Origin of the sequence: Bdellovibrio sp. HCB337 (genome assembly GCF_047302465.1) — a bacterium.
GTDB lineage: Bacteria > Bdellovibrionota > Bdellovibrionia > Bdellovibrionales > Bdellovibrionaceae > JACMRP01.
Genome location: NZ_CP178621.1, coordinates 160,798 through 176,622, shown reverse-complemented (window position 1 = coordinate 176,622; position 15,825 = coordinate 160,798). Strand labels below are relative to the sequence as shown.

Annotated in this window: 14 protein-coding genes and 1 other RNA gene; 6 read left to right on the top strand and 9 right to left on the bottom strand. The window is 44.9% G+C overall.

What is annotated here, in order from left to right:
- Position 1: 1 nt before the first annotated feature.
- Both ACLWBB_RS00895 and ACLWBB_RS00890 read left to right on the top strand, forming a co-directional pair.
- Positions 2-1,984: a hypothetical protein gene (locus ACLWBB_RS00895; protein ID WP_413289656.1), complete on the top strand. Its 1,983-nt coding sequence runs from the start codon at positions 2-4 to the stop codon at positions 1,982-1,984.
- 2 nt (positions 1,985-1,986) lie between these two features.
- Complete coding sequence (locus ACLWBB_RS00890) at positions 1,987-3,312, top strand: hypothetical protein (protein WP_413289655.1); 1,326 nt, start codon at positions 1,987-1,989, stop codon at positions 3,310-3,312.
- Between the two features lie 276 nt (positions 3,313-3,588).
- Here ACLWBB_RS00890 and ACLWBB_RS00885 read toward each other — a convergent pair whose 3' ends face one another.
- From ACLWBB_RS00885 to ACLWBB_RS00855, 7 genes are read right to left on the bottom strand one after another with little or no spacing between them, the layout of a single operon-like run.
- Positions 3,589-4,905, bottom strand: a complete 1,317-nt coding sequence (locus ACLWBB_RS00885) for an aminopeptidase P family protein (protein ID WP_413289654.1) — start codon at positions 4,903-4,905, stop codon at positions 3,589-3,591.
- Positions 4,906-4,917: 12 nt separating this feature from the next.
- The gene (locus tag ACLWBB_RS00880; RefSeq protein ID WP_413289653.1) at positions 4,918-5,865 is read right to left on the bottom strand and encodes a patatin-like phospholipase family protein; all 948 of its coding nucleotides are present in this window, start codon (positions 5,863-5,865) and stop codon (positions 4,918-4,920) included.
- Between the two features lie 10 nt (positions 5,866-5,875).
- Complete coding sequence (locus ACLWBB_RS00875) at positions 5,876-6,637, bottom strand: TlyA family RNA methyltransferase (RefSeq protein ID WP_413289652.1); 762 nt, start codon at positions 6,635-6,637, stop codon at positions 5,876-5,878.
- The gene (locus tag ACLWBB_RS00870) at positions 6,634-7,488 is read right to left on the bottom strand and encodes a polyprenyl synthetase family protein (RefSeq protein WP_413289651.1); all 855 of its coding nucleotides are present in this window, start codon (positions 7,486-7,488) and stop codon (positions 6,634-6,636) included. The genes ACLWBB_RS00875 and ACLWBB_RS00870 overlap by 4 nt, the downstream gene beginning before the upstream one ends.
- Before the next feature lie 19 nt (positions 7,489-7,507).
- Positions 7,508-7,732, bottom strand: coding sequence for an exodeoxyribonuclease VII small subunit (locus ACLWBB_RS00865; protein WP_413289650.1), 225 nt, complete (start codon positions 7,730-7,732; stop codon positions 7,508-7,510).
- 11 nt (positions 7,733-7,743) lie between these two features.
- On the bottom strand, positions 7,744-9,099 hold the full coding sequence (gene xseA / locus ACLWBB_RS00860; RefSeq protein ID WP_413289649.1) for an exodeoxyribonuclease VII large subunit: 1,356 nt from the start codon (positions 9,097-9,099) through the stop codon (positions 7,744-7,746).
- A 28-nt stretch (positions 9,100-9,127) separates the two neighbouring features.
- Positions 9,128-9,343: a hypothetical protein gene (locus ACLWBB_RS00855; protein ID WP_413289648.1), complete on the bottom strand. Its 216-nt coding sequence runs from the start codon at positions 9,341-9,343 to the stop codon at positions 9,128-9,130.
- A 77-nt stretch (positions 9,344-9,420) separates the two neighbouring features.
- Here ACLWBB_RS00855 and ssrS point away from each other — a divergent pair.
- The 4 genes from ssrS to ACLWBB_RS00835 all read left to right on the top strand — a co-directional run bounded on the left by ssrS (position 9,421) and on the right by ACLWBB_RS00835 (position 14,041).
- A non-coding RNA gene (gene ssrS / locus ACLWBB_RS00850) (6S RNA) lies at positions 9,421-9,598 on the top strand.
- 196 nt (positions 9,599-9,794) lie between these two features.
- Entirely contained in the window at positions 9,795-11,684 is a 1,890-nt protein-coding gene (locus tag ACLWBB_RS00845) for a hypothetical protein (RefSeq protein ID WP_413289647.1), read from the top strand.
- A gap of 59 nt (positions 11,685-11,743) precedes the next feature.
- Positions 11,744-12,250 carry a hypothetical protein gene (locus ACLWBB_RS00840; RefSeq protein WP_413289646.1) on the top strand — a complete coding sequence of 169 codons (507 nt, stop codon included), beginning with the start codon at positions 11,744-11,746 and terminating at the stop codon, positions 12,248-12,250.
- 246 nt (positions 12,251-12,496) lie between these two features.
- Positions 12,497-14,041, top strand: coding sequence for an AarF/UbiB family protein (locus tag ACLWBB_RS00835; RefSeq protein WP_413289645.1), 1,545 nt, complete (start codon positions 12,497-12,499; stop codon positions 14,039-14,041).
- Here ACLWBB_RS00835 and ACLWBB_RS00830 read toward each other — a convergent pair whose 3' ends face one another.
- Both ACLWBB_RS00830 and ACLWBB_RS00825 read right to left on the bottom strand, forming a co-directional pair.
- Positions 14,042-14,602, bottom strand: coding sequence for a NifU family protein (locus tag ACLWBB_RS00830; RefSeq protein ID WP_413289644.1), 561 nt, complete (start codon positions 14,600-14,602; stop codon positions 14,042-14,044).
- A complete protein-coding gene (locus ACLWBB_RS00825; protein ID WP_413289643.1) occupies positions 14,599-15,825 on the bottom strand; it encodes an aminotransferase class V-fold PLP-dependent enzyme in 1,227 nt (408 codons plus the stop codon). Before ACLWBB_RS00825 ends, ACLWBB_RS00830 begins: the two co-directional genes overlap by 4 nt.

Genomic DNA, 15,825 nt, shown 5'->3' with positions numbered 1-15,825 from the left:
AATGGCTGCTTTATTAGGCGTTCAAATCTCAGCTCCTGTGAAAGCTGCAGACGGGCCTCCGCCTTCCCATAATGCAAACTCTCATGGTCAGGGACATTACCAACCAGGGTACGATAACGCTACTTATTGGCACGGGAACGGCGGCATGTACTCGGGTGCACTCACCAAAGAGCATATCAAAAAGTTTGAGACAGCAATTCTAACGAATCCGCACTCGGCAATGGAACAATTGGTAGCAGTCGCCAACAAAAATTTTGAGCAAACTCAAAACGGAACTTCGCTCATTAAGATCGAAATGAAGTACAGCACCGACCTACCAGCAGGTCAAACGACACACATGACTCTTTCACCAAACTCAAGCAACAAGGTCACTCTTGAACTCATCGTTCATCCTTCGATGAAGAAAAATCCTTTTGTGCTTTTGGATGCTCTTATCGCGCTTAAAAATATGTACGACATCAATAATATCTCAGCCTATGAAAATAAACCCATCTATGCCACTCAAAAAGCAGGACACTCAAGTCACAAACAAAGTCACCACCAACCTATGGGTCCAGCTCCTGGTACTATCATCGACTGGCACTATATGGAGTTTAGCTTGCAAAAATCTTTGGGACTTCCGCAAGAGGTTTACTCGTATCACCCACACACTGGGGTATCCAACCAGTTGCCTGCTTTAAGCCCCCTCGAATTTATGGAGGTCGAAGCAAATGCGAAAGGCGGCAGTATTTTTGCGCAACGTCGTTTAGCAGAACTCTCGAGCCAAAATTTCCAGCTATTTAAGCAAGGGTTAAGTACATTCACACCAATCATAAATTTGACTGAAGAACAAAAGAAGCAATACTGGTTGGAATATGCTGCTGCCAAAGGCGTAAAACTTTCGGCTGCTGACACCTATGAAGTTTCTCGTAAGAAGCTGATCGACCAATTGGATCTTGCTAACAAAAAATCTACCGACGCTCTTAATTCCACTGCGAAGAAAAATTACTTACAGCAGGTAAAAGAGTATAAAGCTGGTGCTGCAGACCGAGATGTAGTTGTAAAAACAAAATCACTTCCTGAAATGCTAAAAGCTAACGACCGTGAAGGCGTTGCTCAGGCGATGGAGAAAATGCTTCCTTGGTCTATCATGGAGCCGACTGAAAAGTCTTTCTGGACAGATTTCGTCGATTCTATTCGTCACCCGAACTACGACAACGCAACGATTTTGTTCCGCGGTCTAGATGCCGATGAAAAACTACAAGCAGTAACTGATGCAAAAGGAAAAGTTCTTAGTGGTGCTCTCTTATCGAAGCGCCTGACTGCTGGCTCGGGTTCTCATCTTTTCAAACTCAGAGGCTTGCCTGAAACTTTCGAGACTTTTGGAACCAATGGTGTTAACCAAGGGAAGCGTATTAGTCCACTCACTCAACCGCACACTTTGACCAAAATGATGCTCAACCACGCTAGTAATCCATCGGGCTCTCCGTTTATTTCTACAAGTTACGACCTAAGAATCGCTCATAACTTCGCTGATGGAAAATCATTCGAAGTAGAAACTGAAGCAGACATCGAAAAGATGAAGGCTAAATACATGCAATCTAACCAGTCTGGCGGTATTGCAACGCTTCGTATCGATCCACGCCGTTTAATTATCAACAGTATCTCTGGATATACTGGCGAGCTTGAAGTTCTTGCTTCAATGTTTATCTTCCCTGACGAAGTTATTTATCTAGAAAAGGGCGTAAAATACAGTGTAACGATCAAAAGTGTCCCTGATGATCAATGGGACAAAAAGTATAAGACTATTTCTGTAGCTCCAGAAGAGTATTACGCGCGCGCGCGCCAAGCAGTTCTCGATAAAACTGGCATTGTTATGCCAGAAAATTACAACGACATTCGAGAAGTTGGAAACTCACAATTTAGAGTCGGTATCAACAATATGGAATCCCTCTTCTTAAAGGTTTCCGGTTACAAAGGCATCCGTTGCGATAAGGTCTTCTAAGAATGAAAGTGATTCGCTTTTGGCTCTTTAGTTTAATTCTACTCTTAGGGTTTGCAGTTTTAGCTGCAGACCCTAAGTCCTTTTTACAAGAGCAAAAGAAGATCCGCATTTATGTCGACTCTGCTCCAGGCTTCGGCCATCAATCTGCAGGCATCTCGGTCATGCGACGTCTTCGCGAGCTTGGCTTTCAAGGCGAATTCGAAGTTGTCTATCAAGCGTCAGTCGCTGCAAAAATCAAAAAGATTTATCCAGGATTTCCTGACGGAATTGAAAACGAAGTAAAATATCTAAGCACAGAAGAATACCAAAATGCACGCAAGCAAGGAAAGATCGAAAAACTAAAACTAGCTATGTCTGGCGCTGACGATGGTTTTGGTTCAGAGTTCGCAAGAGTATCTATGGCCGAGACTTACTTGCGTCTTCAACCACTGGGTTGGGGTTCAGCGGCACTCTACGAAAAAAACGCAAGAGTTCTTTTCACTCTGCAGGATCTTCCACTGACAAACTTGCAGTCCCCAGAAGCCGATCAATTTGTTGAAACTCTTAAGAATCAAACAGATCTTCCAGAAGATAAAAAACAATTCGCATTAAAGTTCGCTGACATTGCACAAAATCATTTAAGCTTCCCGGTCTACGGCGTGGGCATTCAAGCTTTCGCTCCACAAAAAGTATATTTTTACGCAAAAGCCGTAAAGTCAGCAGCCCAAAGAATGAGTTCTGATAAAGCCGTGATTATCCCTGTAGTCTCACCTTTTAACGCCGACGAGATGGACACAGTAAAAAAAGTATTCGGAAAAGTAGAAGGCTTCGAGGCAGCCGCAACGACAGAAAGAAAACACCAGAACCAAATGCACCTATTAACTCCACAAGAGTTCTCAGCACTAGAAAAATTAAAACCAGGAAATTTATATTTCGTATTTGTAGGCTCAGTCCCACAAAACGTATTTAACTTTTTCTACGAATCCGCAAACCTCCCAGTATGGGTAGCAGGAAAAAACGCAATGAGCTTCGCCGCAACAAAAGGCAAAGTATATTTAAACACAGTAGACGACTATCATTTACCAGGAAGAGAAAAACTGTCAGCAGAAGCCAACAAAAAATTAGAACGCGCCCTAGTGGCCTTCAACAACGGCTACCAAGAATACGCAAATCAAGGCTACCTAACAGCCCTAAGCCAATTCATCCAAGAATCCTCAACCCCAGGCACAGAACTCCAAAAATTCTACTCCGGAATAGGCGAAAAACTATCCGCAAACGACAAAGTCCTAGAAGGCCTCCGCAACGTAATAGGCACCCCATCAATCCACATGTGCCGCGATATATTTTAGTCTCTGCCGCGCACACCTGAAGTACCAAAAAAATTCCAACGAAGAAATGAACGTAAAAGCGATGTACGACAATTTCGAAGCAAATTTGCTTTGGGATTTAAAAAGGCTTTCGGATGTTGCTTGAGAGGGGCTCAAGCGGCGCCCGGATGGCGCGAACCCCGCCAAAGGCGGGGCGCTTGCGTGAGGGCCGGACGCCCGTCCCCCGAAAGCAATAGCCGAAAGACTTTTTAAATCTCAAGGCAAATCCTTGTTTCGAAGCCCAGACGCCGAAGAAGCCTACTTGCCGACAACTTTCTCGATGTCAGCAATTTCTTTAGGTACTGATGACGTCATATTTTCTGCTCCGTGAGACGTCACACGAATATTATCCTCAATACGGATACCAATTCCACGATACTTCTGCGGAGCGCTCGTATCATCCGCAGGAATGTAAAGACCTGGCTCGATTGTAAAGCACATGTTTGCGCCGACTTCACGAGGAACGCCTTTTCTATAATAAAGACCTGCATCGTGAACATCCATACCCAACCAGTGACCGATACCATGCGGGTAATATCTCTTTTGTTGAAGAGCTGTGATCAGATCATCTTTACGACCCGAGAGAAGACCAAGCTCCAACATCAAGTCCGTCAAAAGCGAAGTTCCCATGTCGTGAAGATCTTTAAACACGATTCCTGGTTTTACATAATCAATAATAGCTTTTTGTACATCCAAGACACCTTGATAAACGCGTGCTTGCTCGTCTGTGAATTTTCCATTCACAGGATAAGTGCGTGTGATATCGCCTGTGTAGTAGTTGTACTCGGCACCTGCGTCGATCAACAACAAATCGCCATCTTTGCAGACCTGATCATTGAAGTTATAGTGTAAAGTGGTTGCTGCGTTTCCGCTCGCTACGATGTAGTTGTAACCTTCACGAGCTGCACCTTTCATAAAGAAGTTATGTGCAAGGACACCTTGAACTTGGCGCTCGGTAACACCTGGGCGAGTAAAGCGCATTGCTGCTAAGTGGGCTTGAGCAGAAATTTCGCAAGCTTCACGAAGATTGGTAAGTTCGATCTCGGACTTCACCAAACGGTATTCGCCCAACAAAGTGTCGGCGTCGTGGACTGGCAAAAGACCATAGCCAGTTCTACCTTGCATGGATTTTACTTTTTCCAAGCACTCTTGAACTTTGGCATCGGCCTCTGAGTTTTTGAACATGCGGTAATAAACCTGGTCGACTTCTTTTAGAAGACCTGGCGCGTGAGTCATAAACTCATCAATTGGATAAGCTTTGTCGATTTTGAATTCTTTTTCGACACCTTCTGGTCCGTAACGGAAACCATCCCATGTTTCACGTTCTGGATCGCGACGACGTACGAACATCACGCTTTCAGGTTTTAAACCAGGACGAAGAATCAAAATACTTTCTGGCTCTTCAAAACCAGTCAGATAGTACATATTAGAATCTTGACGATACGGATAGTGAACGTCGTGATTGCGAACATGCTCGGGGTGAGCCGCCACAATCAATGCCGAACCTTGAAGTTCTTGAGCGATACGTTGTCTGCGTTCTGCAAAAATTCTTACGTCTTCTGTAGGTTTTCTCATAACTCTTCCTTTTTAAAATCCTAACTTACGGGCCCAAATCTCGATCGGTTTTTGCGAAACTTCTGCAGCTTTCTGCATGATCTCGCGACGCTTGTCAAAATCAGTAACCATGTAACCATCTAACTCAACTGGAATCACTGCATCTACACCAGCTTGCGCTTTTGCATAGTAGCTAGCGATCTCAGACCACACCACGGCGTCCGTGCTTTCGGTCTCGCGAACCAAAGACTTCTTACCTGCATCACGTCCCAACACATTAATAAGGACGATGTAATTCGCCCCTTGGGAACGTAAGTAGTCAGCTGCCATCTTCAACTCTCGCATCGCACTGACGTTGCGGTTGAACGGTTTAAATAGAGGTGGATAAGGTAAGCAATAAGGCATTAGCTGCTCAACCACACCACGGCTCATCATATAAACCTGGTTCTTAGAGATGTTATAAGCGGGGCAACCAAACGGATGTTTGAAGTTTTCAACTTTAAGACCGCCAAAAGCGGTGTGGAAAAAGTCTTTCAGTGCAGAAACATCGTTGGCCTTACCGCCCGAGCCGATCAGGGATTTCGAATTAAGTTCATCCCCTTTCAACTTGAACATCTGCCATTCCATATCATAGACCTGACCCTTCGAGGACAAAAGCGCTGCCGCGGGGGCGCCCCACTCAATACCAACGGTGCCATAAACTGGTACTTTCAGTCGGTTCAAGTTTTGAACGGCACCAATGTGCCCATAAGCACGGGCTCCGCCAGGACCTAAGATCAAACCAATTTTTGGAATCGCCGGAATCGGAGACGCCTGTGGTGGTGCTTCTTGGGTCGGTGCTTGTGGTGTTGGAACTTCGTACTTCGGAGGTTGCACTGGGCCCGAAGGAGTTTCGGTTTGCGCACCTTCTTTTTCAGCCTCGATATCATCGCGCGTACGCAAGTGTTGGCAGGCAGCTACAAAAAATAAATTGAGTAGCAATAAAAGGTACTTATTTTTTTTGAGCAAAAATGAAAAATTCCTTGTTCCCATCTTTTCCCTCGATTGGTGAGTTAAAATAATCTTTGACGCTCATCCCAGAGTTCTCACAAAGGTGTCTCACTTTATCTTCAACAATGGAATAGAGTCCAGGATCTTTCACGAGTCCACCTTTTCCAAGACCCTCTGGGCCGACCTCGAACTGTGGCTTTACAAGACTCAGTAAATGTCCCTGTGGTTTCAGTAAGCTCAATAGCTGTGGAATGATCAATGTGATCGAAATGAAAGACACGTCCATGACAATCAGGTCAAAACCTTGTTTCGGCATTGCGGCTTTTACTTGGGAATCCTGATCGATCTCTCGGGCATTAAGACCCTCGATATGTTTTAATTGCGGATGATTTACTAAGCTTGAGTGAAGTTGGCCGTGTCCTACATCCACTCCCAATACTTGGGCAGCACCACTTTGTAACAAACAGTCAGAGAATCCGCCAGTCGAGATGCCCACATCTAAAACATGCAGTCCCTTTACCGACAGAGCGCAGTGTTGCAAAGCTCCTTCAAGCTTCAAACCACCGCGTGATACGAAACGATTGGCAGCACCCTCTTCAACATGGATCCGATCTTCGTCTTCATTCACGTTATGATTTGGCTTCTTAAGAAAGACCTTTTGATTGTTTTTAAGAAGGTATACTTGGCCCGAATGAATGAGTTCTTGAGCGTGAGTACGAGAAGAAGCTAATTTCTTTTGAACTAAGTAAAGGTCGAGTCTCATTTTTGGCGCTGACGATTGAACTCAATCATGTGCTCTAGAATGACAGAGCGATTTGGAATTTTGTGCAGTTCTTTCAGAGCTTTTTCACTGATTTCTTGTAGATACGTTTTAGTACCTTCAACACCGAGGAGTCCCGTAAAGCTGCGAGCCTCTTGGTCCTTTTCGCCGTGATCTAAAATGTCATCTGCCACTTGAAAGGCAAGGCCCAAGAACTCGCCAAACTTTGCAAGGCTTTCAATTTCTTTAGGACTTGCACCAGCAACAATCGCGGCACCTTCTGCAGCCACTTGGATCATGCGTCCGGTTTTTAGATTGTGCAAATGAGTCAGCTCTTCAACACTCAAGTTTTTCGCTTTAAGGTCAATCGCTTGACCACCCACCATACCGCGAACTCCCGCTGCACGGGAAAGAAGTTCACAAAGCTGGGCTGCTAGAAAACCATTTTCTTTGTATTCTTTTGCGATTAACAAAAACGCTTCGGTCAAAAGCGCATCACCAGCAAGCAATGCGGTGGTTTCACCATACACCTTGTGGTTGGTTGGCTTGCCACGACGGAAGTCATCGTTATCCATGCACGGTAAATCGTCGTGAATCAGAGAATAGGTATGGATGAGCTCAACCGCAGTCGCAAAAGGCAGAATACGATTAGCAGGAACAGAAAAAAGTTCGCCAATCAACAGGGACAATACAGGTCTAAATCTTTTTCCACCGCTACCAGCGGAATAGTACATGGACTCTTTAAGCTCAAGAATCGCCGCCCCAGGAGGCAGATCCATAGAATGAAAATAGCGGTGAATATATTCATCCACCGCTTCAATGCGTTTCTTGAGTTCTGATTCGAACTGAATCATCAGGTCCAAAAAAAGATCCTTATGTCTCGTCAGAAGCGAAATTTGTTGTCGTCGCTTTGCCGTTTTGGTCCATGCTCACAAGCAATTTCACTTTGGATTCAGCATCGTTCAATTTCTGATGGCATTCACGAGAAAGCTTTACGCCTTCTTCAAACAAAGACAAAGATTCTTCCAGCGCCAAGTCGCCTTTTTCCATCTTGTTAACGATCTCTTCAAGACGACCAAGTTTTTTCTCAAAATCCATGGGCCACTCCCTTACGTGGTGACTTTCTCCACACGGGCTTCAAGGTGCCCATGGGCTAAAGTGATTTGCAACAGATCCCCAGACTTCACCTGGCCTGAGTTCTTAATAACTTCATTTTCTTTTTTAACAATCGAATAGCCGCGCTCTACGACTTTAAGTGGACTGAGGCTTTCAAGCACCGACATCCAACGGCCGAGAGTCGACTTCTTACGTTCTACAGAAAGCGAAACCCCTTTTTGTAAACGCATAGAGAAATATTCGAGTTCTTGCTGTTTCTTTTGAATGAGGGTTTGAGGCGAGCCCAAACGCTCTTCAAGAATTTTCAATTTAAAACGACGCTCAGAGACCGCACGATCCGTTGCCAATTGCAAACGGGTCACAAGATCATCATTACGCAGAGTTAAATCTTGAAGACGTTTTTGCGGATCAACCAGACCCTTCGCCAGCATCTGACATTTTTGCGCAAGAATCTTTAGATACTTTTGAATGTTTAAAGCTAAAAGCTTTTCAAGCTGCTGCAACTTATTGGTTAACTCTTGACCGCTCTTTGCTACGAGCTCTGCCGCAGCTGAAGGTGTTGGAGCGCGCAAGTCAGCAACAAAGTCCGCAATCGTAAAATCAATTTCATGTCCTACAGCCGAAATGACCGGAATCGGCGACGCCGCCACAAGACGCGCTAGCTTCTCATCATTGAAGCACCACATGTCTTCGATAGAACCACCGCCACGACCAACAATAATCACATCCACGTCTGGAAGTTTTTGAGCCTTCAAGAAAGCTTCACAAATTTGCGGAGCTGCACTCTCCCCTTGAACCACTGTTGGAACAACAGTCACCGGCAACCAAGGAGCACGACGAGAAAGAATATTTAGAATATCGCGAATCGCCGCACCCGTTGGCGAAGTCACGACCGCCACATGACGAGGCATGTGTGGGATCGGCTTTTTGCGAGCTGCTTCAAACAAACCTTCAGATTTGAGCTTTGCTTTTAGTTGCTCAAACGCTTTTTGCAAAGCACCAGCACCGACGGGCTCCATCATCTCACAAAGAATTTGATAACTGCCACGAGGCTCGTACACAGAAATACGCCCGCGAACGATTACTTCCATGCCATCTGTTGGTTTGAATTTTAAACGCGAATTATGACCACGGAACATCACTGCGCTAATTTGAGATTTTGCGTCTTTTAGTGAAAAGTAGAAATGTCCCGAAGTGTGGGCTTTGAAATTTGAAATTTCGCCGCGAACCCAAATGAGGCTCAACTGCCCTTCAAGAAGTTGCTTGATCGAAAGATTTAACTGTTCAATCGATAGCACTTGAGGCTCGTCGTTCACTACAATTTCTTTTAGTTCAAGCTGGTCAGACATCCTAGGGAGAGAACTTAATTATCCCCTCTTACAGAGTCAAATAAACATTTTGGATTGACCAAAGGCCCCCAACAAAAAAACAAATCCAAGCGAGTCCTTTGTGACGACTCATCTGCTGGAAAGCCGCACCCAGACGCTCCTCCCCGATTTTAACCAGCGCTGGGTTTTCCAGCACAAGTAGTATGAGGAGTCCATAGAAAAAAACGACAAATGGGAAGAAAAAATCCAATTTTTCGGCTGTCATGATACGCTTATCGGACAAAATCGTCTTGGCACGAGTCTGGCCTAATTGCTTTTTTTGGAAGTATATATGACAATGAATTCAGGGTTCGACGGCGTAAAACTCGATCGAAAATAAACCTTATGAGCATGAATTGGGGGCTGTCCCTGACAATGGTGTGCAAGCTCAGCTAGTACTGAGAAGCCTAAAGTTGTTACCATGGCCACCCACCTTAGCGAAAACAGGTTTATATTTCAGAGTTGCCTTCGAGCCTTTTTTTATTTCTCTACATCGAACAAAATTCTCTCTTTTCTAGACTCTTAAAATCCATATTTTCGTGTCACTCCGAGAGCCTTTACGGTCGTCTAAAATCTCGACATTTTCTCTCGAAATAACGCAGACTTTTGTTTGATTTTTCGCGACCTATTTTGAGACGAGCCGTTCAGCCAGCTGTCTTTAGGTCCGATAATAAAGTATGGACTTAAGATGTAGCTCGAACCAGCTGTGGATGTACTATATTGCGCTTGTGCTTATGCTTACGGGCTGCCAACCTCCATTGAACAACGACGCTCCAACATACTCACAAAACCCTGAAGGCTCCTATTGTGGCGCCGCTCAGGCGACTAGCTACTCGGGATCGACCACGACTGTTTCAGGAACTGCGACATTCGAATATCGCGCATTGAGTTTAGCCAATGGTCTGTCTGGAAATCCAGTTTCTTTAGGCACTACCTACGCCGAGGTCCATATCGTTGATAGCGCTGGCGTCACTGTTCAATGTGGCGAGACCAATGCAACAGGTGCATTTAGTCTGGTTATCCCGCAGGTCGCGGGCAGCTACACCGTGCAAGTGCTCTCTCGCTCTCTCACTAATAAAGTGAAAGCGAGCGTCCTAAAAGATATCTACGATTCTATCCCTTATATTGTGGAAACAGGCTTCAGCGTCAATGCTGGTCAGAGCACTGTCAATGGCCTGACTGTTGTTGCGTCTGCGCGTGGTTCCGTCGATTCTGAAATTCCGGGCGCCGCCTTCAACATCCTCGCAGATATCTTCTGGGCGAATGAATACTTAAGAGAAAATACATCAAACGCAAGCTTTGTCGCCGACAAGGTTTCTGTTTACTGGAAAGCCGGCTTTAATCCTTACTCTTATTTCAATGCTCCTAATACACTTGCCTCTTTCTACATTGCTTCTGAAAACCGTCTTTATATTCTTGGCGGAAAAAATGACGACGTAAAAAGTTCTGACACGGATCACTTCGATGATTCTATCGTACTGCATGAGTACGGGCATTTCCTTGAAGCCCAGTACAGCCGACCATCAAGCCCTGGTGGTTCGCACAATGGTGACTTCATCATTGATCCGCGCCTTGCCTGGAGTGAAGGCTGGGCGAATTACTTCCAAGCCGCTGTACAAAACGGAGTTCTTTATAATGCTTCTTACACGGGACCTCGTAAAGGAACTGGAGGATTCAAGCGTTATGTGGATACTCTTGGATTCACTGGGGACTCTGTTGAAGGTTCTGGGTGTACCGTTGGCTCAAATTGTATTCAAATCAACCGTGACCTTTCTGAAACCAATGCAGCTGCAACCCGTGACAAGGCGGCTGCAAACGAAGGTGTTTTCCGAGAGTTCTCAATTTCAAGAACACTCTACAAAACACTGACAAACGCCGGCGGCTTGCCGTTTGCAGCTTTGTGGGATGCGTTCGTAGAGCTTCGCGACTCAAACACTCCAGCTTACAGATTTACAAACTTCGGTCTTTATAACTCGGTTTTACAAACCATCCTGAATACAAATTACTCCGGACAAAGCCAAGTAACTTGGAACGGTATTATCACTGAAGAAAACCAAATTAAGAATACAAGTCTGTATGGACGTTACACCATCACGGGTTCCCCAGGTGGTGGTAGCCCCGCATGTGCGACAACGCCAATGACTCCTGTCGCTGATGCAAGCTACAGCTATCTTCGCTCAAACCAACTGATGTCGAATGACTTCTATACTTTCTATCATGATGGAACAAGCAAGCAGATTGGTTTGAAAGCGACTTCGACCGGCAATGTTATTGATATGAATCTGTATCTCTATGCCGATGGTTATTACTATTCAGAAGAGATTCAAGAGGCCCAAGCTGGTTTCAGCAACTCTACGATGGTACGAAAAAGTAAAACAGTGAATATCAACAACAGTTCAGAAACAGAAGTTGTAGATCTAACAGGTCTATCTGCTGGTTACTATATGATTAATGTTAAAGCTTCGACGATGAATAAGTCTTCAGCTTACCTCGGTGGCGGAACTGCAAATTATTACATTTATATTGGAACAAGCTCAACGGTGACGACATGCCTAGTACCAAACTAACGGTTTTTGCAAAATTCTCTGTGCTCGCAGTTGTAGGTCTCGCCTTAGGCGGAGCCGGAATGTTTTTATATCAGAAGCAACAAGGCCCGCGCCGCTCTTTAGCAAGCATTGCACCTTATTCTCCTCATGGCCTAGTGATTGGCAAACAAGCCGCAGCTATGAACTTAGAAATAGTCGGCCCAGGAACCTACCCAGACAACAACTATGAAGTGGTGGAACTTGTCGCCTACATTACCCAACATCTTGCTGCCACTGGTGTCTACTATGAATGGACTTTGCCAGAAGGGGTTGAGCTAGTACGCGGTCCACAGAACAACACGCTGCTAAACTTACCCTTGGGTAGAGCACAGCAAATCAGTATTTTGGTTCGCGGTTTTTCTACAGAAAGACAAAAGCTAATTTCTTTACACAGTCAACTTGTGAGTGGCGGTACTCCACTAGGAGCCTCTGCCGTTGTTGTGAGCCGTCCTGAAGATACCACCGACGCAAAGGTCATGGATCTTCAAGCCCAGGCTAGAGCGGCGGCTGAAGAAGAGTCCAAAAAGGGCGACTCCGAATCTAGATAAAAATTTCTTTAGGTCTTTAGTTCAAAGACTAGGAAAATTCTTAGTAGAAGTTTTCTTTTTAAACATTTACCAAGTATTTCATTTTCTGAAGCGACAAATGCTGACAGCAATTAGTCTAGATTTTTGCCAACTTAATTTTGAAATATTTTGCGATTACAAGTATCTACGGGTTTTGAATATTTCCACTGCAAGAAATAGACGAGGGTGTCGTTTTAAAGTTTTCTTGTTATTGCTGCAATAGATTCCATGAATGTTGTTTCTTTGAACGGTGCCGACCGCCTTCGTCGACTGCGGCAGCTCTTGGGATACTCGCAGAGAGATTTAGCGAAAGAATTGCAAGTTACCAATGGGGCTATAGCTCATTGGGAATCTGGCACCCGTCCTATTCCAGGCCCTATCGTGAAGCTCTTAGACCTCTATGAAAAATCTCTGCTTGTTAATTCCGAGTCGCAACCTTCAGTTGATCAAGAAGCTTTGAAACATTCAAACGCACTCCTTCAGGTCGCTACTAAAATTCTAAAAATTGAAGGACTCGCTCTGGACGATAATAAAAAACATCGTCTTGGTAAACTCTTAGATTCCTACGTGACAAAGACATACAGCAATTGTCAAATCCGTGGAAAACTCAAGGTCATATTGGCAGGACAACTGCTGAAATCGCTTGCGGGTTCCAGGGGTCTCTCGCTTAAAGCGGCGCAGATTATTGCCACTCTCGAACCGGGCCTTCCTACGGAGCTTCCCGCAATTTTGGGGGACCTGCAATTTTCAAAAAATCCAATGAGCTTTACCCAAATTCAGAAAATTCTCTCAGCTGCCTATACGACACCCGTTAACAAGATTTTCAAAAAAATATGTCCACAACCCCTCGCAGTCACCAGTCTTGCGCAACTCTATCGCGCGAACTTAGAAACTGGCGAAGAAGTTGTTCTGAAAATTCAGCATCATCAAATTCGTGAATATTTAGAGCAACGCTCGGGCACAAAATCTTTTTTGAATTGCTTAGCCAGTATTCTAGGAAAAGACTCTCCCACAAAATGTGCAGTAATCTATACTCAAGTCTTACACGAAATTGATTATGAAAGAGAGGTCCGTCACCAGGAACTCTATAGAAATATTTTTGCGCACGAACCGCGCATCGTGGTCCCCAAAATCCATCGAGAACTCTGCCGCAAAAACATTATCGTCAGCGCCTATGAGCCAGGAATATCATTTTCAGAGTTTTGCGCACGCGGAAATTCACAAGAGAAATCCCAAGCTGGCCTCACTATCGCGTTTTTTCATGCCTTTGCTCTATTGCGACACGGCCTACAACACGGAGACGCACACCCGTGCAACCTTCTTTTCCGAGGTGATCAAGTTGTCTTTTTTGATTTCGGTAGAATTTTTGAAATCTCGGCAGACGACTTAGCAAGCGAAGCCACCATCTATTCGTCTATTCTTCACAAGAATAAACAGCGTGTTTTCGAGGAATACAAAAAACGAGACATCATTGTCTCTCCGGAATCTTTCGACTTTGAAGAGTATTGGCACCTACTTCTTCGCAATCAAGAGCACCATTTGGCGAATACTTTTAAATTCACGACCTCGCACATGCGGGCGTTAGATACCGAAATTCAAAGTTTTAAAGACCGGCATAAAATTAAATTAAGTTCGAATTTCCTCAGGGCGGGCTTGATTAATCCGAATCTTTTGAGTTTGTTTGCCGAACTAGAGGTCAAAGGGCCGTGGCGAACCCAGCTGCTTTCCATCTTGGATGCTCAGATTGATTCACCTAAAGTTTTGGCTGCCTAACTACAGAGCAATAACTTCGATTTCGGGATTGTATTCTTCACGAAGAATACCTTCGATCGCCATTAAAGTTCCGGTCGTAGCACTTGGGCAAGTTCCACAAGCCCCTTGGTAATAAACCGTCAGCTTGTTGTTTTCGTAACTAACCACATCCAAGTCACCACCGTCGCCTTGCAAACCAGGGCGTACGGTACGATCCAAAATCTCTTCGATTTTTTGCACTTCCGGAGACTGGCTTTGACGCTTCAGTTTTTTCTCGTCCATCTGTGTTTGATTAGGATTATGGATAGCCATACGAGTTTGAATAACTGCGCAGACAGCCTGCTGTACTTCTTCAGGGTCGGCATCAAACGTATGAGTAACCGTGATCACGTTTTGGAAAAAGTGAACTTGTTTAACGTTTGGAACATCAAAAATTCCAGACGCCAAATTATTTTGAGCGGCCTCTTCGATACTTGAATAAGTCGCTTTGCCATCGGTCAATACCGGGCGGTCTAAAACAAATTTCCATGCGGCTGGATTCGGAGTCGCCTGGATTCTGATTAGTACATCTTGAGCACTCATTGAAATAACTCCTGAGCTTTTTTAACAGCTTTCACAAAGCTCTCTACATCTTGCATATTATTATAAACCGAAAAGGATGCTCTGACAGTTCCTGTAATCCCGAAGCGCTTCATCAGCGGTTGAGTACAGTGGTGCCCAGCGCGCACGGCAATGCCTTGCTGGTCAAGGATTTGGCCGATATCCGAATGATGGGCCCCTTCAACTACGAAGCTTAAAATAGGCCCTTTGTTCGCGGCAGTACCAATGATTCTGACATTCGGGATTTTCGAAATACCCTCTGTTGCTGCCTGCAAAAGCGCTTTTTTATGAGCTTTGATTTTATCAAAACCAATGCTTTTTACGAAATCAATCGCCGCATGAAGGGCAATCGCGCCCCCGACATTCGGAGTTCCCGCTTCAAAACGGAAAGGCACATCATTGAAAGTCGTTTTTTCGAAACTGACATTCGTGATCATGCTACCGCCACCTTGATACGGAGGCATTTGATCTAACAATTCTTTTTTGCCATACAAAACGCCAATACCAAATGGTGCAAACAGTTTGTGACCAGAGAATGCCAAGAAATCGCAATCCCATGCCTGCACATCCACCGCTTCCTGTGAAACGATTTGAGCCGCATCGACCAAAACTTTCGCACCGACTTTGTGGGCTTCTTTAACGATCGTAGAAATGTCATTTACTGTGCCTAATACATTAGAGCACGCAGTAACTGCAACGATCTTAGTTTTTGGACTAAGCTTCGCGCGGAAATCTGCCATATCTAATTCGCCATTATCTAAAACTTTAGCAGCAAGGACTTTGGCTTTTTTCTCTTCCGCGGCTAACTGCCAAGGAACGATATTTCCGTGATGCTCCATCTCGGTCAGAAGAACTTCGTCTCCTTCCTTCAGGACGTTGCGAGCATAACTATGGGCTGCCAAATTGATGGCTTCGGTCGTACCACGCACGAAAACGATTTCATCCTGGGATTTTGCATTGATAAACTCGGCCACCGCTTGACGGGCATTTTCATAGTTCACTGTGGCTTTATCCGCGATGGTATGAGCCCCGCGGTGTACGTTTGAAACTTCGTACTTATTAAAATTGTAAATACGCTGGGACACAGATTCAGGCTTCAACGTCGTTGCAGCACTGTCCAGATAAACCCAGTCCTTGCCATGCACCTTTTGGGTCAAGGCTGGAAACTGAGCGCGTACTTTTTCAAAATAAGAATCCTGACTCAT

What these genes read in the sequence shown, in the direction of transcription:
- ACLWBB_RS00895 (WP_413289656.1), top strand. Translation starts at nt 2, where the DNA reads ATGGCTGCTTTATTAGGCGTTCAAATCTCAGCTCCTGTGAAAGCTGCA.
- ACLWBB_RS00890 (WP_413289655.1), top strand. Translation starts at nt 1,987, where the DNA reads ATGAAAGTGATTCGCTTTTGGCTCTTTAGTTTAATTCTACTCTTAGGG.
- ACLWBB_RS00885 (WP_413289654.1), bottom strand. Translation starts at nt 4,905, where the DNA reads ATGAGAAAACCTACAGAAGACGTAAGAATTTTTGCAGAACGCAGACAA.
- ACLWBB_RS00875 (WP_413289652.1), bottom strand. Translation starts at nt 6,637, where the DNA reads ATGAGACTCGACCTTTACTTAGTTCAAAAGAAATTAGCTTCTTCTCGT.
- ACLWBB_RS00870 (WP_413289651.1), bottom strand. Translation starts at nt 7,488, where the DNA reads ATGATTCAGTTCGAATCAGAACTCAAGAAACGCATTGAAGCGGTGGAT.
- ACLWBB_RS00865 (WP_413289650.1), bottom strand. Translation starts at nt 7,732, where the DNA reads ATGGATTTTGAGAAAAAACTTGGTCGTCTTGAAGAGATCGTTAACAAG.
- xseA (WP_413289649.1), bottom strand. Translation starts at nt 9,099, where the DNA reads ATGTCTGACCAGCTTGAACTAAAAGAAATTGTAGTGAACGACGAGCCT.
- ACLWBB_RS00855 (WP_413289648.1), bottom strand. Translation starts at nt 9,343, where the DNA reads ATGACAGCCGAAAAATTGGATTTTTTCTTCCCATTTGTCGTTTTTTTC.
- ACLWBB_RS00845 (WP_413289647.1), top strand. Translation starts at nt 9,795, where the DNA reads ATGGACTTAAGATGTAGCTCGAACCAGCTGTGGATGTACTATATTGCG.
- ACLWBB_RS00840 (WP_413289646.1), top strand. Translation starts at nt 11,744, where the DNA reads ATGTTTTTATATCAGAAGCAACAAGGCCCGCGCCGCTCTTTAGCAAGC.
- ACLWBB_RS00835 (WP_413289645.1), top strand. Translation starts at nt 12,497, where the DNA reads ATGAATGTTGTTTCTTTGAACGGTGCCGACCGCCTTCGTCGACTGCGG.
- ACLWBB_RS00830 (WP_413289644.1), bottom strand. Translation starts at nt 14,602, where the DNA reads ATGAGTGCTCAAGATGTACTAATCAGAATCCAGGCGACTCCGAATCCA.
- ACLWBB_RS00825 (WP_413289643.1), bottom strand. Translation starts at nt 15,825, where the DNA reads ATGAGTCAGGATTCTTATTTTGAAAAAGTACGCGCTCAGTTTCCAGCC.